At 60.9% G+C, this 18,581-nt stretch carries 21 protein-coding genes and 1 tRNA gene; 8 read left to right on the top strand and 14 right to left on the bottom strand.

Features of this window, described 5'->3' with window-relative positions:
* Positions 1 to 107 precede the first annotated feature (107 nt).
* From hemE to QZ190_RS15100, 3 genes are all read right to left on the bottom strand, one after another.
* Entirely contained in the window at positions 108 to 1,250 is a 1,143-nt protein-coding gene (gene hemE / locus QZ190_RS15110) for a uroporphyrinogen decarboxylase (RefSeq protein WP_291917847.1), read from the bottom strand.
* 164 nt (positions 1,251 to 1,414) lie between these two features.
* Positions 1,415 to 2,194, bottom strand: a complete 780-nt coding sequence (locus QZ190_RS15105; protein ID WP_291917844.1) for a hypothetical protein — start codon at positions 2,192 to 2,194, stop codon at positions 1,415 to 1,417.
* Entirely contained in the window at positions 2,191 to 2,730 is a 540-nt protein-coding gene (locus QZ190_RS15100) for a hypothetical protein (protein WP_291917839.1), read from the bottom strand. Before QZ190_RS15100 ends, QZ190_RS15105 begins: the two co-directional genes overlap by 4 nt.
* 72 nt (positions 2,731 to 2,802) lie before the next feature.
* Between QZ190_RS15100 and rfbA the strand changes: the two genes are divergently transcribed.
* Positions 2,803 to 3,672 carry a glucose-1-phosphate thymidylyltransferase RfbA gene (rfbA, locus tag QZ190_RS15095; protein WP_291917889.1) on the top strand — a complete coding sequence of 290 codons (870 nt, stop codon included), beginning with the start codon at positions 2,803 to 2,805 and terminating at the stop codon, positions 3,670 to 3,672.
* Positions 3,672 to 4,223, top strand: coding sequence for a dTDP-4-dehydrorhamnose 3,5-epimerase (gene rfbC, locus QZ190_RS15090; protein ID WP_291917837.1), 552 nt, complete (start codon positions 3,672 to 3,674; stop codon positions 4,221 to 4,223). Before rfbA ends, rfbC begins: the two co-directional genes overlap by 1 nt.
* Before the next feature lie 48 nt (positions 4,224 to 4,271).
* Here the strand turns inward: rfbC and galE are convergent, their stop codons facing one another.
* Genes galE through radC form a run of 4 tightly spaced genes read right to left on the bottom strand, consistent with a single transcriptional unit; the run spans position 4,272 to position 8,137 of the window.
* Positions 4,272 to 5,282: a UDP-glucose 4-epimerase GalE gene (gene galE / locus QZ190_RS15085; RefSeq protein ID WP_291917834.1), complete on the bottom strand. Its 1,011-nt coding sequence runs from the start codon at positions 5,280 to 5,282 to the stop codon at positions 4,272 to 4,274.
* A gap of 4 nt (positions 5,283 to 5,286) precedes the next feature.
* Positions 5,287 to 6,423, bottom strand: coding sequence for a formate-dependent phosphoribosylglycinamide formyltransferase (gene purT, locus QZ190_RS15080; protein ID WP_291917832.1), 1,137 nt, complete (start codon positions 6,421 to 6,423; stop codon positions 5,287 to 5,289).
* Positions 6,420 to 7,424 carry an adenosine kinase gene (locus QZ190_RS15075; protein WP_291917830.1) on the bottom strand — a complete coding sequence of 335 codons (1,005 nt, stop codon included), beginning with the start codon at positions 7,422 to 7,424 and terminating at the stop codon, positions 6,420 to 6,422. The genes purT and QZ190_RS15075 overlap by 4 nt, the downstream gene beginning before the upstream one ends.
* A gap of 41 nt (positions 7,425 to 7,465) precedes the next feature.
* Entirely contained in the window at positions 7,466 to 8,137 is a 672-nt protein-coding gene (gene radC, locus QZ190_RS15070; protein WP_291917827.1) for a DNA repair protein RadC, read from the bottom strand.
* A 139-nt stretch (positions 8,138 to 8,276) separates the two neighbouring features.
* Here radC and QZ190_RS15065 point away from each other — a divergent pair, with 139 nt between their 5' ends.
* The 5 genes from QZ190_RS15065 to QZ190_RS15045 all read left to right on the top strand — a co-directional run bounded on the left by QZ190_RS15065 (position 8,277) and on the right by QZ190_RS15045 (position 11,420).
* Positions 8,277 to 8,720 (top strand): FKBP-type peptidyl-prolyl cis-trans isomerase, encoded by a 444-nt coding sequence (locus QZ190_RS15065; protein ID WP_291917824.1) that lies wholly within the window; start codon positions 8,277 to 8,279, stop codon positions 8,718 to 8,720.
* Positions 8,720 to 9,697 carry a 4-hydroxy-3-methylbut-2-enyl diphosphate reductase gene (gene ispH / locus QZ190_RS15060; protein WP_291917821.1) on the top strand — a complete coding sequence of 326 codons (978 nt, stop codon included), beginning with the start codon at positions 8,720 to 8,722 and terminating at the stop codon, positions 9,695 to 9,697. The genes QZ190_RS15065 and ispH overlap by 1 nt, the downstream gene beginning before the upstream one ends.
* Positions 9,690 to 10,997: a serine--tRNA ligase gene (serS, locus tag QZ190_RS15055; protein ID WP_291917818.1), complete on the top strand. Its 1,308-nt coding sequence runs from the start codon at positions 9,690 to 9,692 to the stop codon at positions 10,995 to 10,997. The genes ispH and serS overlap by 8 nt, the downstream gene beginning before the upstream one ends.
* 34 nt (positions 10,998 to 11,031) lie before the next feature.
* Positions 11,032 to 11,121 (top strand) — tRNA-Ser (locus tag QZ190_RS15050).
* A gap of 110 nt (positions 11,122 to 11,231) precedes the next feature.
* Positions 11,232 to 11,420, top strand: a complete 189-nt coding sequence (locus QZ190_RS15045; protein WP_291917816.1) for a hypothetical protein — start codon at positions 11,232 to 11,234, stop codon at positions 11,418 to 11,420.
* Between the two features lie 8 nt (positions 11,421 to 11,428).
* Here QZ190_RS15045 and QZ190_RS15040 read toward each other — a convergent pair whose 3' ends face one another.
* The 7 genes from QZ190_RS15040 to QZ190_RS15010 form a co-directional block, all read right to left on the bottom strand.
* Positions 11,429 to 11,986 (bottom strand): nuclear transport factor 2 family protein, encoded by a 558-nt coding sequence (locus QZ190_RS15040; RefSeq protein WP_291917813.1) that lies wholly within the window; start codon positions 11,984 to 11,986, stop codon positions 11,429 to 11,431.
* Positions 11,987 to 11,995: 9 nt separating this feature from the next.
* Complete coding sequence (locus QZ190_RS15035) at positions 11,996 to 12,601, bottom strand: response regulator transcription factor (RefSeq protein WP_291917810.1); 606 nt, start codon at positions 12,599 to 12,601, stop codon at positions 11,996 to 11,998.
* Positions 12,602 to 12,685: 84 nt separating this feature from the next.
* Positions 12,686 to 14,002 carry a tryptophan--tRNA ligase gene (locus QZ190_RS15030; RefSeq protein WP_291917808.1) on the bottom strand — a complete coding sequence of 439 codons (1,317 nt, stop codon included), beginning with the start codon at positions 14,000 to 14,002 and terminating at the stop codon, positions 12,686 to 12,688.
* A gap of 55 nt (positions 14,003 to 14,057) precedes the next feature.
* Complete coding sequence (locus QZ190_RS15025) at positions 14,058 to 14,726, bottom strand: site-2 protease family protein (RefSeq protein WP_291917887.1); 669 nt, start codon at positions 14,724 to 14,726, stop codon at positions 14,058 to 14,060.
* Positions 14,727 to 14,881: 155 nt separating this feature from the next.
* Positions 14,882 to 16,093 (bottom strand): M20 aminoacylase family protein, encoded by a 1,212-nt coding sequence (locus tag QZ190_RS15020; RefSeq protein WP_291917806.1) that lies wholly within the window; start codon positions 16,091 to 16,093, stop codon positions 14,882 to 14,884.
* A 27-nt stretch (positions 16,094 to 16,120) separates the two neighbouring features.
* Positions 16,121 to 17,098, bottom strand: a complete 978-nt coding sequence (locus QZ190_RS15015; protein ID WP_291917803.1) for a tripartite tricarboxylate transporter substrate binding protein — start codon at positions 17,096 to 17,098, stop codon at positions 16,121 to 16,123.
* A 113-nt stretch (positions 17,099 to 17,211) separates the two neighbouring features.
* Positions 17,212 to 18,204 carry a tripartite tricarboxylate transporter substrate binding protein gene (locus QZ190_RS15010; protein ID WP_108332270.1) on the bottom strand — a complete coding sequence of 331 codons (993 nt, stop codon included), beginning with the start codon at positions 18,202 to 18,204 and terminating at the stop codon, positions 17,212 to 17,214.
* 114 nt (positions 18,205 to 18,318) lie between these two features.
* Between QZ190_RS15010 and QZ190_RS15005 the strand changes: the two genes are divergently transcribed.
* Positions 18,319 to 18,581: LysR family transcriptional regulator (locus QZ190_RS15005; protein WP_291917798.1), on the top strand; the 263-nt coding region annotated here is incomplete at its 3' end.

Genomic DNA, 18,581 nt, shown 5'->3' with positions numbered 1-18,581 from the left:
TGTTCGCTGTAGCAAGTGCCCGGACTTGACATTCCGCGCTCATCCTTTCGCTCCAAGATGAACGCCTAACCCCCAACCCTGAACGCCTAAGGCTGAAGGCCTAACGCTCAACCCTGTCGCAGCTTGCGCGAATGGCTGTGCACCGCCTCCACCAGTGCCGTGACATGCTCTGGCGGGGTGTATTGGCTGATGCCGTGGCCCAGGTTGAAGATGTGCGTGGGGCCGGTTTGGGTTTTGTCGGTGTGCGGCGTGCCAAAGCTGTCCAGCACGCGGTGCACCTCGGTCGCGATCTGAGCAGGCGGCGCAAACAGGATGTTCGGGTCGATGTTGCCTTGCAGCGCTTTGCCGGGGCCACCCACTTGGCCGCCCACGAGGGCGCGGGCACGGCCCAGGTTCATGGTCCAGTCCAGGCCCAGCACGTCGCAGTTCAGGCTTGCCATCTCGGGCAGCCACAGGCCGCCGCCCTTGGTGAACACGATGCTGGGGATGCGCTGGCCGTTGTGCTCGGTTTTGAGCTGGCTCAGAACGCGGGCCGTGTAGGCCAGGCTGAATTGCTGGAAAGCCCCATCGGCCAGCACGCCGCCCCAGCTGTCAAAGATCATGGCCGCTTGGGCGCCCGCTTCGATTTGCGTGTTCAGGTACAGGGCCACGGCGTCGGCGTTGATTTCCAGGATGCGGTGCATCAGGTCCGGGCGGCTGTACATCAGAGTCTTCACATGGCGGTAGTCGTCAGACCCCGCGCCTTCGACCATGTAGCACGCCAGCGTCCAAGGGCTGCCGGAAAAGCCGATCAACGGTACGCGGCCGTTCAGGGCTTTGCGAATCGACGTGACAGCATCGAACACATAACGCAGCTTGTTCATGTCGGGCACGGCCAATTCGGCCACGGCCGCTTCGTTGCGCACGTTTTTGGCAAAGCGTGGGCCTTCGCCCTGGGCAAAAGACAGGCCCAGACCCATGGCGTCAGGCACCGTGAGGATGTCGCTGAACAGGATGGACGCATCGAGTGGGTAACGGTCCAGTGGCTGGAGCGTGACTTCGGTGGCGTAATCGACGTTGGTGGCCAGGCCCATGAAGCTGCCGGCCTTGGCGCGGGTGGCGCAGTACTCGGGCAAATAGCGTCCGGCTTGGCGCATGAGCCAGACGGGGGTGTGGTCGGTGGCCTGGCGCAGGCAGGCACGCAAGAAAGTGTCGTTTTGCAAGGGGGCAAATGCCGACGAAGACGCGGTGGCTGTGGAGCTTGTATTCATCGGAATATTTTCGCAGGCCGTCAGGGTCTGGTCCAGTGCAAGACGTCACGGATGTTCAAACCTGCCAGATAGCGTTGCATCGTGCACAAAATCAATCGGCCCTTTGTGATGAAAAGGCGGTTTGTGTCGGGTGGTGTCTGGGCCAGCAGGGCATGCAGGCCTTGTCAGACCGATGCGCAGTAAAGGATGGCGGGAAAGGTGCTCAGCCAGGCCCAGAAAAAGCGGTTGAGTCCAAAAAACCAGAACACCAGAAAGTGAAACACCGCAGCGATGGCGCAGAACATGGCCGCCAGGCGAACATCGAGCAAGGCCAGTGGGAAAAGACCTTCCCAAACGATGAAGCCCCAGCTGCACAGCATGGCCAGACGGGGTTTGCGGTAAATGCTCTTGGCAGGCAAAGGGCCGTAAACAGCGTTGTCCAGAAAGACCGTCAGGGCGCGTCCTGAGCGCCATTCGGGGCGCATCAACTTGACCCAGCCTGACACAAAGTATGAGCTCAGGCTTTGCACCGTCACATACCAAAGTGCGGCACGCCAGGCGCTGACGGAGTCCGTGAAAAGGACCAGCACATGGGCCAGGAGCAAGCCCGTCAGGCCCACCAGCGTCATGAAATCGCTGCCGCCATTGAAGGCCCCGCGCCAGCGCAACAAGATCAGCAGCGCCATGGCGAACAAAAGCACCGCGCTGCCTGGACCGGCGTGGCCCAGCATCAAGGCCAGGGCCAGGGCACCGCGCAGCCACAGCATGCAGGCATAGGGGGTGGGCCGGTACAACATGTCCAGCCCTTGGCGGACCAGGGCGTTGGGCACTTCGGCGCGTTGAATGTGCCAGTCCCCGACCCGGTCGAGTTGAAGCAAGCGCAGGTATTCGGCGCTTTGCAGCAGCAAACTCCAGCCGAGCAAGACCTCAAAGGCCCGGATGGCCAGTGGCAGATCCAGGTTCATGGTCGCAGGGGCATCACGGGAGACAACAGCAACTGCTCATCGCCTGCTTGGCCCAGACGAAGCAAACGGATTTCGAACTGAAACGCTTGTGGTGCAAACCCATCGGGGCGGTGCACCATGGGGGTGTCGTCCCAGCAGCCACCCTGAACGGCATCGCGCGCCAGTCGCGTCACCAGCTGGTAGCTCACACAATCGCGGATGTCGGCGTTTTCGGCGAGGTCGTGCACGTCGGTGGCCAGGTGCTCGACCAGGTTCTGGTGGGACAGGGCCAGGTTCACGGACGGGTTGTGCAACAGGTGCCAAGTGCGGCGCGGCAAATGGGGGTAGACGGGGTGCCAGCTTGACCACCGGTCGGGTCTGTCCTGTGAACGCACCCACAGCCGAGGTGCAGGCCCCAGGCCGTGAAAAAACTGCCAGTTTGGAAAGAAGGCCCGCAGTAAGAACAGCCACGGCCCTTGCACCGTCCGCTTGCGCTTGCGCAAGGCCACGGCCAGCCAGGCGAAATAAGCCAGAATCAGGAGTGCGGTCAATTCCATGGCTCTGATTATCGTGTCCATGCGGCGGAACGAGCCGCGCATGAAAAAGGCCATCCCCTAAAATAAGACATGATCAATCGAAAAGGCATCATCCTCGCAGGCGGCTCCGGCACCCGCCTGTACCCCGTGACCCAAGCGGTGAGCAAGCAGCTCATGCCGGTCTACGACAAGCCCATGGTGTACTACCCGCTGACCACGCTCATGCTGGCGGGCATCCGCGATGTGCTGCTCATCAGCACACCGCAAGACACGCCGCGTTTCACCGAGCTGCTGGGCGACGGCAGCCAGTGGGGCATGAACATCCAGTACGCGGTGCAGCCCAGCCCCGATGGCCTGGCGCAGGCCTTCATCATCGGCAAAGACTTTGTGGGCCAAAACCCCAGCGCCCTGGTGTTGGGCGACAATATTTATTACGGCCACGACCTGGTCAAGCTGCTGGCCAGTGCCCATGCCCGCACCAGCGGCGCCAGCGTGTTTGCCTACCATGTGCACGACCCGGAGCGTTATGGTGTGGTCGACTTTGATGCGTCTTTTCGGGCCTTGTCGATCGAAGAAAAGCCCAAGGCACCCAAGAGCAATTACGCAGTCACTGGGCTGTATTTTTATGACCAGCAGGTGTGCGACATCGCCGCCGACATCCGGCCCTCGCCTCGGGGGGAGCTGGAAATCACCGATGTGAACAAGCGTTACCTGGAGCTGGGCCAGCTCAACGTGGAAATCATGGGCCGGGGCTATGCCTGGCTGGACACGGGCACACACGACAGCTTGCTGGAGGCGGCGGGCTTCATCGCCACGCTGCAAAAGCGTCAGGGGCTGATGGTGGCCTGTCCGGAGGAAATCTCTTTCCACCAAAAGTGGATCGACGCGGCTGCGGTACAAAAGCTGGCCGCCCCCTTGGCCAAAAATGGATACGGCCAATACCTGTTGAACTTGCTCAAATAATGCCCTACACCGTCACCCCCACCGCCATCCCCGACGTCTTGGTTCTGGAGCCTCAGGTCTTTGGCGATGCTCGGGGCTTTTTCTTCGAGTCCTTCAACCAGCGCGACTTTGCCGACAAAACCGGCGTGGACCTGCCCTTTGTGCAGGACAACCACAGCAAGTCGGCCCAAGGCGTGCTGCGTGGTTTGCATTACCAGATCCAGCACCCGCAGGGCAAGCTGGTGCGCGTGGTGCAAGGCCAGGTGTTCGATGTGGCGGTGGACCTGCGTCAGAACTCGGTCACTTTTGGCCAATGGGTCGGGGTGTACCTGGACGCGCAAAAGCACCAGCAGTTGTGGGTGCCGCCGGGTTTTGCGCACGGCTTTGTGGTGCTGAGTGAAACCGCCGAGTTTTTGTACAAGACCACCGATTACTGGTACCCCGCCCATGAACGCAGCCTGCGCTGGGACGACCCGACGGTGGGCATTGACTGGCCGATGCAGGGGCAGCCCCTGTTGGCGGCCAAAGACGCAGCAGCGGCGCTGTGGGCCGAGGCTGAAAAGTTCGCTTGACGGCGTGCTGGGCTGTCTGTAAAGCCCAGCGCCACCTTCCCCGCTTCTTCAATACCCCTCGGGATTTTGCGATTGCCAGCGCCAGGCGTCCTGGCACATGCGCTCGACCCCCAGCTGTGCCTGCCAACCCAGGGCTTCACGCGCCAAGGTGGTGTCGGCGTAGCAGGCCGCCACATCACCCGGGCGGCGGTCCACAAAGCGATAGGGTACGGGCATACCGGTCACGCGGGCAAAGGTGTCGGCCAGCTCCTGCACGCTCACGCCGCGCCCGGTGCCCAGGTTGACGGTGATGCTGGTTTGCCGCTGTTGCAGGTAATTGAGCGCCGCCAAGTGGCCTTGCGCCAGATCGACCACATGGATGTAGTCGCGCACACCCGTGCCGTCGGGCGTGGGGTAGTCGCGGCCAAAGATGCTCAGAAACTCGCGTTGGCCCACGGCCACCTGGGTGATGAAGGGCATCAGGTTGTTGGGGATGCCGCTCGGGTGCTCGCCAATGGCGCCGCTGATGTGCGCGCCCACCGGGTTGAAGTAGCGCAGAACAGCCACTTGCCAACGTGGGTCCGACACCTGCAGGTCGCGCAGGATGTCCTCGCACATGAGCTTGGTGCGGCCGTAAGGGTTGGTCACCTGCAGGCGGCTGCTCTCGGTGATGGGCACCTGTTCGGGGTCGCCATACACGGTGGCGGATGAGCTGAACACAATGCGGCGCACGCCTGCCCGGTCCATGGCCTGCAGCAGGGCCAGGGTGCTGCCCACGTTGTTGTCGAAGTAACGCACAGGCTGCGACACCGACTCGCCCACGGCTTTGAGGCCCGCAAAGTGGATCACGCCATCGATGGGCTGCTCGGCAAAGAGCCGGTCAAGCGCTGCGCCATCGCGCACATCGGCTTGTACAAACCGGAAGTTGGGGTTGGCCAGTTTTTCGATGCGTTCCAGCACGGCGATGCTGCTGTTGCACAGGTTGTCCACGATCAGCACCTGGTGCCCCGCGTTCAACAGTTCCACCACCGTGTGCGAGCCGATGTAGCCCGCGCCGCCTGTGACGAGGATGGTGCTCATGGGCTCAGACCACGACGGAAATTTTGGCCGCGGCCTCACGGGCACGTTGCAAGGCGTTGGGGCCTTGGGCCAGTGCCACCGCCATGCGGCGGTAGGGCCTTGTGGTGGGTTTGCCGAAGATGCGCACGTCCACACCCGGCTCGCTCAGGGCCTCAGCCACGCCTGTGAATGTGGGGTGGGTGCCGTCCTTGTCGGCCAGCACCACGGCGCTGGCACCTTCCACGCAGTCGATGCGGGGAATCGGTAGGCCCAAAATGGCGCGCGCGTGCAAATCAAATTCGCTCAGGTTCTGGCTGGTCAGCGTCACCATGCCCGTGTCGTGCGGCCGGGGGCTCAGCTCGCTGAAGATCACTTCGTCTTTCGTCACGAAAAACTCCACGCCAAACAGGCCTGCGCCGCCCAGGTCTGTGGTGACTTTTTCGGCCATGTCTTGCGCAGCTTGGATTTGCGCGGGCTTCATGGCCTGGGGCTGCCAGCTGTACTGGTAGTCACCGCGCTCTTGCACGTGGCCAATGGGTGGGCAAAACAGGGTTTGCCCGTTGCGTTGGCGCACGGTGAGCAGGGTGATTTCAAACTCAAAGTGGATGAATTCTTCGACAATGACTTTCTGGCGGTCGCCGCGCATGCCTGCACAGGCGTAGTCCCAACTGGCTTGTACGTCGGCCGCCGTCTTGGCCACGCTTTGGCCTTTGCCCGATGAACTCATGACCGGTTTGATGACGACCGGAAAACCGATCTCGGTGGCACGGGCCAGCAGCTCGGCGGCCGAATCGGCGTAGCTGAATTTGGCAGTGCGCACGCCCAGACCCACGGCCACATCGCGGATGCGGTCGCGGTTCATGGTCAGGTTGGCGGCGCGGGCGCTGGGGATGACTTCAAAGCCTTGCTTTTCGACGTCGAGCAGCACTTCGGTGCGGATGGCCTCGATCTCGGGGACGATCAGGTCGGGCTGGTGCCGGGCGATGGCGGCACGCAAAGCCGCTTCGTCGAGCATGCTGAACACTTCAGATTCATCGGCCACTTGCATGGCAGGCGCACCCGCATAGCTGTCGCAGGCGATGACGTGGCAGCCCAGGCGCTTGGCACTGATGACGAATTCTTTGCCCAGCTCACCTGAGCCCAAAAGCAGGATTTTTTTCATGACGAAGCCTTTTGGAAGTCTGAATAGATCGCTTGCATTTGCGCCGCGGTCAAGCGGTTGCCGTGCTGGCTGACCACCGCAGCGGCGGCGCGGTTGGCCAGCGCTGCGGCTTGCGCCGGGCTTTGGCCGTGGGTGATGCCGTACAAAAAGGCCCCGGCAAACATGTCGCCAGCACCGTTGGTGTCCACCGCTTGGGTGGGCACCGCAGGCACTTCGATGCGCTGCTGGCCTTGCACCACGATGCAGCCCTTGGGCCCACGTGTCAGGCAGACGGTTTTGGCCAAAGCCGACAGCTGGCCGATGATGGTGTCCAGATCGGTGGTGCCGCACCAGGTTTGGGCTTCTTCTTCGTTGGCAAAGAGGTAGTCCAGACCGTTGCCGATCATGGCTTCCAGGCCTTGCCGGCAGAAGTTGATCATGCTCACGTCGCTGAGGGTCAGCGCGGTTTGCACTTGGTGATCGATGGCGATCTGGCGACCTTTCACAGCGGCCTCGAGGCCCGTGGGCGAAGCGGCCAGGTAGCCTTCCATGTAATAAATTCTGGACTTGGCGATGTCCTGCGGGTGCAAGGCGCTGGCGTCCAGTTGCGAGGTGGCGCCTAAAAAGGTGCACATGCTGCGCTCGGCGTCGGGTGTGACCAGCACCATGCAGCTGCCAGTTTGGCCTTCGGTGGGGCGGGTGTGGGTGAGGTTGGTCGCCACGCCGTTGGTTTGCAGGTCTTGTGTGTAGTAAGCGCCCAGCTCGTCGTCGGCCACGCGGCACGAATAAAAGGCTTTACCGCCCAATTGCGCCAGCGCCACCACGGTGTTGCCCGCTGAGCCGCCGCCGGTGCGGCGAGCGTGCAGGCCTTGCACATGCCCCAGCAATTCGGCGCGTTGGGGTGTGTCGATCAGGGTCATGTGCCGCTTGCTCACGCCCATGGCGCTCAGCAGTGCATCGGAAACTTCGTATTCGGTATCGACCAGGGCGTTGCCGATGGCGTAGAGGTGGTAGTGGGACATGACGGGCTTGAAAAATGAAAAACACCGAGTTTAGCGGTCGCTCACATCAAGCCCTGCTCCGCCATCGACAGCGATTGGCCTTGGCCCACGATGATGTGGTCCAGCACGCGCACATCCACCAGCGCCAAAGATGCTTTGAGGGTTTGGGTCAGGTGCTCGTCAGCGCGGCTGGGCTGGACCGAGCCGCTGGGGTGGTTGTGCGACAGCACCACGGCCGCGGCCTGGTGGTGCAGGGCGCGCATGACGACTTCACGCGGGTAAACCGAGGTCTGGCTGAGCGTGCCCCGAAAAAGCTCTTCCATGGCCAGCATGCGGTTTTGGTTGTCCAGAAACAGCACGGCAAAGACCTCGTGATTTTTGTGGGCCAGTTGCAGCTGCAGGTACTGCTTGACCGCGCCTGGCGTGTGAAAAGCCTCGCGCTCTTTCAGGCGCTGGCTGAGCGCACGGCGGGCCAACTCGAACACGGCCAGCAGCTCGGCCTGTTTGGCGGGCCCCAGGCCTTTGACCATTTTGAGCGATGGCACCGTGGCGTTGAGCAAGCCCGCGATGCCGTCTGGCCCCAGCAGCTCTTCGGACAACTGGAACACGTTTTTGCCCGCCATGCCCGTGCGCAGCAAGATGGCCAAGAGCTCCACATCGCTCAGGGCCTGCGGGCCACGGGCGAGCAGTTTTTCGCGCGGACGCGCGTCTGCCGGCAAGTCCTTGATGCTCATGTCGTGCCCCTCCCTGGAGCCGCCTTCGGTCCTGCTTGCCCCTTTTTGTCCCTTGCTTGGGGCAGGTTGGCCGGGCTTTTTACAATAGTGCTTTCTTTATGCCCGTTTGGCCGCTTGGGCGGCAACCACGAAAACCCTTATGTCCATTGTCGAACCTGGTTCTTTCTTGACGCTTCACTACCGCCTGGCCGGGCCGCAGGGGGACATCATCAACACTTTCAACGAAAAACCCGCGACCTTGTCGCTGGGCTCGGGCACCTTGTCGCCCGCCGTGGAGCAGCGCTTGCTGGGCCTGGCCGAGGGCACGCGGGTGGTGATGGAGATTCCGGCGGGTGAGGCCTTTGGCGAGCGCATTGCCGACATGCAGCAATGGGTAGCGCGCAAGCTATTGAACGAGCTGGGTGACCCGACCGAAAAATACGCGGCAGGCGATGTGGTTCAGTTTCCGACGCCCGACGGTCTGGGCTCTTATGCCGGCACGGTGCTGCAAGTGAACGAAGAGGGCGCGGTGTTGTTTGACTTCAACCACCCGCTGGCCGGTCAGCCTGTGACCTTTGAAGTCGAACTGATTGGAGTGCTGTGATGACGTCTGAAGTGCTATTGGCCGAGCCACGCGGTTTTTGCGCCGGGGTGGACCGTGCAATCGACATCGTGGAGCACGCACTCACCAAGTTTGGCCGCCCGATTTATGTGCGCCATGAGATCGTGCACAACACCTATGTGGTCAATGACCTGAAGGAAAAAGGCGCGATCTTCATCGAAGAGCTGGCCGATGTGCCGCCCGGGGCCACGCTGATTTTCAGTGCGCATGGCGTGAGCCGGGCCATTCAGGACGAGGCCGAGCGACGCGGATTTCGGATTTTTGACGCCACCTGCCCCCTGGTCAGCAAGGTCCATGTGGAGCTGGCCAAGCTGCACAAAGAGGGGTATGAGTTCATCATGATCGGCCACAAGGGCCACCCCGAGGTCGAAGGCACCATGGGCCAACTCGACAGCGGCATCCATTTGGTGGAAGACGTGGAAGACGTGGCCAAGGTGCAACCTGCCCAGACCGATTTGCTGGCCGTGGTCACGCAAACCACCTTGAGCGTGGACGACGCCGCCGAGATCGTGGCCGCTGTCAAAGCCCGCTTTCCGCAGGTGCGCGAGCCCAAACAACAAGACATTTGCTATGCCACCCAAAACCGCCAAGACGCCGTGAAACTGATGAGCCCGCTGGTGGATGTGGTGATTGTGGTGGGCAGCCCTACCAGCTCCAACAGCAACCGCCTGCGCGAGCTGGCCGACCGATTGGGCACGCCTGCCTACATGGTGGACAGCGCGGCCGATCTGCAAGAAGCCTGGTTTAACGGGACCCAAAAAGTGGGTCTGACGGCAGGTGCCTCTGCCCCGGATGTGCTGGTGCAAGAGGTGATTGCGCGTTTGCGGGCGATGGGCGCGGTGTCGGTGCGCACCCTGGACGGCATCCAGGAAACCATCAAGTTTCCGTTGCCCAAGGGTTTGAAGATGGACCCTTTAGAAAACCCAGAACCCGGCTCACTACAATCGCCCCATGCTTGATATTGTTCTACTCCGCAAAGATCTGGACGCCGTTGTCGCGCGTTTGCAGACCCGTAAAAATCCCCAGTCCTTCCTGAATGTGGAGGCGTTTCGTGCTTTGGAGGGCGAGCGCAAAACGCTGCAAACCCGCACCGAAGAGCTGCAAAGCCAACGCAACAGCCTGTCCAAGCAAATTGGCATGCTCAAGGGCAAGGGCCAGCACGCCGAGGCCGATGCCGTGATGGCGCAAGTGGGCGCGATCAAGGACGAGCTGGACGCTTCGGCCCAGCGCCTGGAGGTGCTTCAGGCCGAGCTGCAAGACCTGCTGCTGGCCGTGCCCAATTTGCCGCATGAGTCGGTGCCTGTGGGCGCGGGCGAAGAAGGCAACGTCGAGGTGCGCCGTTGGGGCACGGTGCGCAACTTTGACTTTGAGCTCAAGGACCATGTGGACATCGGCGGCCCGCTGGGCCTGGACTTTGAGACCGGCACCAAGTTGACCGGCTCGCGCTTCACCTTCATGCGTGGCCCGGTGGCCCGTTTGCACCGGGCACTGGCGCAGTTCATGCTGGATGTGCAGACTGCAGAACACGGCTATACCGAGTGCTACACGCCCTACATCGTGAACGCCGACACCCTGCGCGGTACGGGCCAGCTGCCCAAGTTCGAGGCCGATCTGTTTGCCGCCAACAAGGGCGGCCAAGAAGGTGAAGAAAGCCAGGCGCTGTATTTGATTCCCACGTCCGAAGTGACGTTGACCAACGTGGTACGCGACGAAGTCTTGGCCGAAGGCGATTTGCCGATCAAGCTGACGGCGCACACCCCGTGCTTTCGGTCGGAGGCGGGCAGCGGTGGTCGCGATGTGCGCGGCCTGATTCGCCAGCACCAGTTCGACAAAGTGGAGATGGTGCAGATCGTGCACCCTGATCGCAGCTACGAAGCGCTGGAGGCCATGACGGGCCACGCCGAAGCCATTTTGCAAAAGCTGGGCTTGCCTTACCGCGTGATGAGCCTGTGCACCGGCGACATGGGCTTTGGTGCCAGCAAGACCTATGACCTGGAGGTCTGGGTGCCCGCGCAAAACACTTACCGCGAGATCAGCTCGGTGTCCAACTGCGAGGCTTTCCAAGCCCGCCGTTTGCAGGCACGCTTTAAAAACGCCCAAGGCAAGAACGAGCTGGTGCACACCTTGAACGGCTCAGGCCTGGCCGTGGGCCGTGCGCTGGTGGCGGTTTTGGAGAATTACCAGAACGCCGACGGCTCCGTGACGGTGCCTGAGGTGCTGAGACCTTATTTGGGTGGTTTGGAGACCCTCCGGGCCTGATAGAATATCGGCTTCGACAAACGACACCGAATCAGGAGAGGTGGCAGAGTGGTCGAATGTACCTGACTCGAAATCAGGCGTAGGGGCGACCCTACCGAGGGTTCGAATCCCTCCCTCTCCGCCAAATCAACCCCGCATGGCAGGCCATGTGGGGTTTTTTTCTGACACCTGACCAGGCCATCACGCATGTGCCGACTTGCATGCACGCACTGTTGGATGCGAAAAGGAAAAATGATGAAAACCGGGACCCTGATCGTGGCTGTTTTGGCCCTGCCTTTGCTGCAAGGCTGCACGGTGCTGGCCATTGCCGATGTGGCCGCGTCAACCGTGATTTATGGGGTCAAGACCGTGGTGAATGTGGTCGATGCCGTGACACCGGACATCATCAACAAAGACAAAGACAAGGACAAAAAGAAAAAATGAGGCCTGATTCAGGCCTTGCGGTGCTCGGCCAGATCGTTCCACACATCTTGGCGCGCAATCAGGCCATCGCGCACTTCCATGCGGTCGATGAAACGGATGCCTTCAAAAGGCTCACCATTGAGCCAGGTACCCTGCAAGTTGCCGTGGCAAAACACCACCGTGGCATCGCCTTGCCAACTCTCTTCAAACTGCGCGTAGTCCTTGCGTATGGCGCTGTAACGCTGCTGCGCCCAGCCGATCAACTCGGGCAAGGTGCGCATCTGCACTCCACCCGGGAAACACATGGCAAAGTCCGGGTGCAAAAAGCTTTGCGCCAAGGTCATGTCCCGATCTTGCATGGCTTGCAAAAAAGACTTCACCACGTCTGAGGCCACCGGGTGCGCCGCACGGCCACCGCTGAACACCTTGCCGTCACGCCGGTAGGTGCTGACCTCGTTGATGAACACCGTGGTGCCCGCCTCGGGGGTCGCGATCACCGAGCGTACCGCATTGGCTACGCGGTTGACCATGCGGTGCTGGGTGTCCGGGTCGTAGCCCGGCAGCAAGGTGATCGAAACAACGGGCATGGATTTGAATCAGATACCCAGCCAGCCGTTGGTGCGGGCAAAGTGCAGCGCTTGTGTGCGGCTGTTGACGCCCAAGCGGCGGAACAGACGCCAGAAGTGCACCTTGACCGTGTGCTCGCTGATGTCCAGTTTTTCGGCGATGTCACGGTTAGACAGGCCCTGGTCCAGCATCAGGATCAGTTGTTTTTGGCGTTTGGACAGTTTGGTGGGGCCTGCTGGCGTTGCCGCGTCTTCGATCGCGGCTTGCTCCTCGGTCACCAAAAGGCTGCGCAAAGCCGCAATGATTTGGGCCGGGCTGTTGGATTTCTCGATGAAGGCATCGGCGCCGGCTTCCAGGCAGCGCGCCTCGTATTCGCTGGCGCTGGAGCTGGTCACCACCGCCAAGGGAACGTCGGGAAACTTGGCTTTGAGCACCTGCACGCCAGACATGCCCAGCGTGTCAGGCAATTGCAGATCGAGGCAAAACAGCTCGGGTGCGCCATTTTTTTCAACGGTCGATTCCACCACGTTCAACTTGTGAATCGGGATGATTTTCAGGCCTGGTTTGACCCGATGCAGCAACATGGTCAATGCATCACGCATCAGGGGGTGGTCGTCGATGACATAAACAGTCATGTTTTATTCTCCGCGCTAAACTGAAAGTATAAGGATATCAGTTTCCCGTGGGTTTTGCTAGCTTTTTTGTTGAAAATGGCAAAATCATTTTTGACTCGCCTCGTGAGAGGCTTTCAACAGCCGCAAAGTGTCGTTCAAAAAATCCGCAGCTTCCGATGCGGGTTCAAGAACTGCCTGAAGAGATGCCAAAGCATCCGGCCCTTCGCTTTGCAGTCGGGCGATGGTTTGCCCGGCTTCTTTGGGAGAGGCAAAGCCCAGGCTTTGGAGCAAGACCTGGCCTTTGGCATCCACCAACTTGAAATAAAACTGACCGTCTTTTTCGCGGTACTGCTTGAAGCTGGGCAGCGCGGTTTTCGTTTCTTTGGCCACCGGCGCAGCGCTGCCCGATGACAAGGCACGCAGGCCCACGGCGTGGCGCAGCTCGCGCATGAAGGGCGTGGCCAACTGGCGGGCCTTGTCGGCCCCGGCCAGCAAGATCTTGTCCATTTGCGCGGGGTTGTCGATCAGGGCTTGGTAGTGCTCGCGCAAAGGCGCGATTTCGCGGTCGATGCGCTCGAACAGCATTTGTTTGGCGTCGCCCCAGCCGATGCCCTCGGCATAGGCGCGGGCCATGGCGGCGGTCTCTTCGGCGCTGGCAAAGGCCTGGTAGATCTGGAACAGGGCCGAGCCTTCGGTGGCCTTGGGCTCGCCGGGCGCTTTGGAGTCGGTCACGATGGCCGCGATCTGTTTGCGCATTTGCGCGGCGGGCGCAAACAGCGGGATGGTGTTGTCGTAGCTCTTGCTCATCTTGCGGCCGTCCAGACCGGGGAGCAGCGCCACCGATTCTTCGATCACGGCTTCGGGCAAGACAAAGTGCTCGCCATACAAATGGTTGAAGCTCGAGGCCATGTCGCGTGCCATCTCGATGTGCTGGATCTGGTCGCGGCCCACCGGCACTTTGTGTGCCTTGAACATCAAAATGTCCGCGCCCATGAGCACGGGGTACATGAACAGGCCCGCCGACACATCGCTGTCCGGGTCATGGCCTGCGGCGTTGTTTTTGTCCACCGCCGCTTTGTAGGCGTGGGCACGGTTGAGCACGCCCTTGCCGGTCACGCAGGTCAGCAGCCAGGTGAGTTCGGGGATTTCAGGAATGTCGGACTGGCGGTAGAAGGTGACTTTGTCCGGGTCCAGGCCCGAGGCGATCCAGCTGGCAGCGATCTCCAGGGTGGAGCGCTGGATGCGGGCAGGTTCGTCACACTTGATGAGCGCGTGGTAGTCGGCCAAAAAATAAAAACCATCGGTGCGGGTGTCGCGGCTGGCTTGCACCGTGGGGCGAATAGCGCCCACATAGTTGCCCAGGTGGGGGGTGCCGGTGGTGGTGATGCCGGTGAGAACGCGGGTGCGGGTTTGGGTGGTCATTGGAAATCAGCAAAAAGCGAAAAAACAAATCAGCGCAAAATTTAGCGCACAAAAATTAGCGTAACAGAGCGGCCAGCGGGCTGAGGGTGAGCTTCAAAAAGTCAAAGGTCAGGCCCATGAGGGGCTGCATCCACCAGGCGCTGATGAGGCCAGTCAGGACCAGGGCCATGACGATGAAAAAGCCCCAGGGCTCCACACGCGAGACCAGCACCGCCTGCCGCCAGGGCAGCACGCCCACCAGAATGCGCCCGCCGTCCAGCGGCGGCAGCGGGAACAGGTTGAAGGCGAACATGACCACATTGGTCAGCATGCCGGCCTTGCACATCTCGATGAAAAACCGCTCGGTGACACCACTGCCCGTGAGCACGTAAAACAGCACGCCCCACAGCAGCGCCTGCACCAGATTCGCGCCCGGCCCGGCCAGTGCGACCCAGACCATGTCGCGTTTGGGGTGGCGCAGCCGGTCAAAGCGCACAGGCACCGGTTTGGCGTAACCGAACAAAAATGCGCCACTGGTGCTGAAGTACAGCAGCAGGGGCAGCAAGATGGTGCCCAGCGGGTCGATGTGCGGGATGGGGTTGAGCGTGACACGGCCCAGCATGGACGCGGTGTTGTCACCCAAGCGCAGCGCGGCGTAGCCGTGGGCGGCCTCGTGCAGCGTGATCGCGAAGATCACCGGCAGGGCGTAAATCAAAACGGTTTGGATGAGGTCAGACATATTCAGCCCCCCGATTGTCTCAGACCCGTCTGTGCGCTCGCTTGGGCAGGGGCTTGGGGGCTGCTCAAACGGGCGTAAGTGGCTTGCGCAGCGTCTTTGTTCGGCTTCTTTGGGCAGGAACCCAACCTGTAGGCCGGACCCCAAGGTCCGGCCTGAAAAGTTCACCCTTGGGCAGGCAAAAAGCGCTCGACCAGCAAGGACCAGTAGGCCGAGCCCACGGCCACGTTCTGGTCGTTGAAGTCGTAGCCGGGGTTGTGCACCATGCAAGCGCCGTGGCCATCGCCCGAGCCATCGCCATTGCCGATGAGCAAATAACAGCCGGGCACCTCTTCGAGCATGAAGGCGAAGTCTTCACTGCCCGTCAGCGCACGGCCTTGGCGCGTGACGTTGGCGGCGCCTACCAGCTCTTCGCCCACTTGGCGGGCAAAGTCGGTCTCATGCAGGTGGTTGACCAGCACCGGGTAGCCACGTTGGTAGTCGATGTGGGCTTGGACGCCATAACTGGCCGCTTGGGCATGGACCAGCTCGGTGATGCGTTTTTCGAGCAGGATGCGCACGTCGCGGTCCAGTGAGCGCACGCTCAGGCGCAGCGTGGCCGTTTGCGGGATCACGTTGTTGGCCACACCCGCATTGAAAGCACCCACGGTGATGATGGCCACTTGTTGCGGGTCAACGTTGCGCGCCACGATGCTTTGCAGGCCCATGACAATGGCCGAACCGGCCACCACCGGGTCGGCCGCGCGGTGTGGCAGCGCCCCATGGCCGCCCGTGCCTTCGATGGTGATGGTCACATTGTCCGAAGATGCCATCGCCGCACCATCGCGGAACACCAGCTGGCCTTGGGGGTGGCCGGGCATGTTGTGCATGCCAAACACGGCGTCGCAGGGAAACTGCTTGAACAGCCCGTCTTCCATCATCTTCTTGGCCCCGCCCAGGCCTTCTTCTGCCGGTTGGAAGATGAGGTTCACAGTGCCTGAAAAATGGCCTTTTTGCGCGATGTGCTTGGCCGCTGCCAGCAGCATGGCGGTGTGCCCGTCGTGGCCGCAGGCATGCATGATGCCCACGTTGCAGCTGGCATAGGGCAGACCGGTGGCTTCGTCGATGGGCAGCGCGTCCATGTCGGCACGGATGCCGATGCTCTTGCTGCCCGTGCCTTTTTTGATCTGCCCCACCAGGCCCGTGCCGCCGAGGCCGCGCGTGACCTGATAGCCCCAGGAGCTCAGTTGCTCGGCCACCAGGTCGCTGGTCCGGTACTCCTTGTAGCCCATCTCCGGGTGCTTGTGGATGTCGCGGCGCACCGCGATGAACTCATCCGCTTGCGCTTGCAGGGATTGGAGCTTGTCGTGCAAAAAAGCGTCACTGGGTGCATTCATGGGCTGACCTCTTGCGGTGTGAAAGGTTTATTGAGGTTGCAGGTTAATCGATTTGGCGATCGCACGGTAGCGCTCGATCTCGCCTTGGTACACACGGGCCAGCTCGGCGGGGGTGCGTGAAGGCAGGATCACGTTGCCGTTGGCCTCAAAGGCTTTGCGGGTCTCGGGCACTTCAACCGCGGCATAAAAAGCCTTGTTCAAAGCGGAGACCACATGGTCCGGGGTGTTTTTGTGCACTTGGATGCCGGCCCAGATGTCAAATTCCATGGCTTCCAGGCCCTTCATGGCGGCCATTGGGGGAAATTGCTTGAACAGGGGGTGTGGTGTTTTGGAGGTCACGGCCAGGCCCTGAATTTTGCCTTCCATGATGGTGGCAGGGATGGAGCCACCCATGGGCAGAAAAGCCATGTCGATCTGGCCACCCATCAGGTCGGACAACAAGGGCGCGATGCCTTTGTAGGGCACGTGCAACATCGGGACTTTGGTCACCTGGGAGAATTTTTCACCGATCAGGTGGTACAGGGAACCAGGCCCCACGCTGCCAAAGCTCATCGGTTTGTCCGGATTTTTACGGGCTGTCGCCAGCAGGGCGTCCACCGTCTTGACGTTGAGCGAGTTGCGCACCACCAGGATGGTGTTGGTGGTGGTGAATTGCGCGACCAATTTGAAGTCTTCGGATTTGTATTTCACGCCTTGGATTGCCATCGGTGCCAGCACCAGTTCCATGGGGCTGCCCGCACTCAGGGTGTGGCCGTCAGCGGGTGCATTGATCAGACGGCTCATGCCGATCGCACCTCCGGCACCACCCACGTTCTCGATGATCATGGTCGCCCCCAGCTTGGCAGACGCGTCAGGTTGCACCCTGCGGGCAAAGAAGTCAGAAGGACCCCCGGCCGGGTAGGGCACGATCAGGCTGATGGTTTTGGTGGGGTAGGTTTGCGCCCATGCCGCACTGAAACTGCTGGCGACCAGAACAAGTCCGCTGAGAAGGGTTTTGACTTTCATGATGTTTTCTGTTGAAGGCTCGAAGGAGCGTTGGGGTTTAAAAACCAGATGCGGCGTGCAGTTGCTCACGCCTGAAAGCGTCAAGGGGGGCGTACTGGGACGCCCCCATTCGATCACTGCGGTTGCAGGTTGATCGATTTGGCAATGGCTCGGAACTGGGCGGTGCCGTCGCTGTAGACCTTGCTCAGCTCGGACAAAGGCAATGGCTTGGCGACCAGCAGGCTGTTCGCGTCCAGACCTGTGCGCACGCCTGCGTCGTTGAGGGTTTCCGTCAGCGCTTTGTGCAGAGACTGAACGACGGCTTCTGGTGTGTCTTTCTTCACGAAATAGCCGGTCCAGATGTTGAAGTCAAAGTTCTTGAGCTGCTTGCTTTCGGTGATGGCCGGGTACTGCTTGACGCCCTCCAGGCGCTCCTTGTTGAGCATAGCCAGAATCTTGATGCGGCCGTCTTTGGCCAGATCGCTGTAGGCTTTGCCAAAGGGGGCCAGGAAAATGTCCACTTGACCGCCGATCAGGTCCTGGTTGGCAGGCGCTCCGCCCTTGTAAGGAATGTGCGTCATCGGGATGCCTGTCACTTTGGACAATTGCTCGCCCAGCAAGTGGTAGAAGGAACCCGGGCCGACCGAGGCGTAAGTGACAGGCTTGCCTTCCTTGGCCATTTTGCGGGCGTAATCGAGGAACTCATCCACCGAGTTGGCCGGGATGTCTTTGCGCGCCAAAAAGGCGATCTGGGCGGCACCGACGATTTGCACCAGGCGGAAGTCCTCGCTCTTGAACTTGACCGCTGCATTGGCCAGTGGTGACAAAATCAGCTCATTGGGTGAACCTTGGAACAGGTAGTAGCCGTCCGACGGGGCACTGAGCACCTTTTGTGCGGCAATCGCACCGCTCACGCCGCCCAGGTTTTCAACGATCACAGGCTGATTCAATTGCTTGCCCAGCGGCACGTTGACCATGCGAGCGATCACGTCCGACAGGCCGCCTGCAGGGTAGGGCACCATCAGGCTCACAGGTTTGTTGGGGAAAGTCTGGGCTTGGGCGCCCAGCACAGTCAAGCCAGCCAGTGAAGCCAGCAGCAGGCGGCGAAAAGATGAAGTCTTGTGCATGTTTTGTCTCCGTTGGGTTATGGATATGAAAAATAACGCAGGATGGATACTAGAAACACAGTATTTATGTGTCAAATGACTTATATTTCTGGTTTTCATTCATAAAATGAATACATGAACCTCAAGCACCTTGCGCATTGGCTGGCCCTGGCAGAGACCGGTTCTTTCAGCCGTGCGGCCGAGAAGCTGCACATCACCCAATCGGCATTGAGTCGCAGCATCCAGGTGCTGGAAGACGACTTGGGCGGTCCCTTGGTCGACAGGGTGGGCAAAAAGAATGAACTGACGCCGCTGGGCCGATCGGTGCTGGAGCGGGCGCGGCGCATCGTGCACGAAGCACAAGAGCTCAAACAGGGTGCTGCGCTGTTGCAGCAAGG

This window comes from Limnohabitans sp. (assembly GCF_017848645.1).
In the GTDB taxonomy this organism is placed as follows: Bacteria; Pseudomonadota; Gammaproteobacteria; order Burkholderiales; family Burkholderiaceae_C; genus Limnohabitans_A.
Note: the sequence above shows the minus strand (reverse complement) of the source record. Positions and strands in the feature narration are given on the sequence as shown.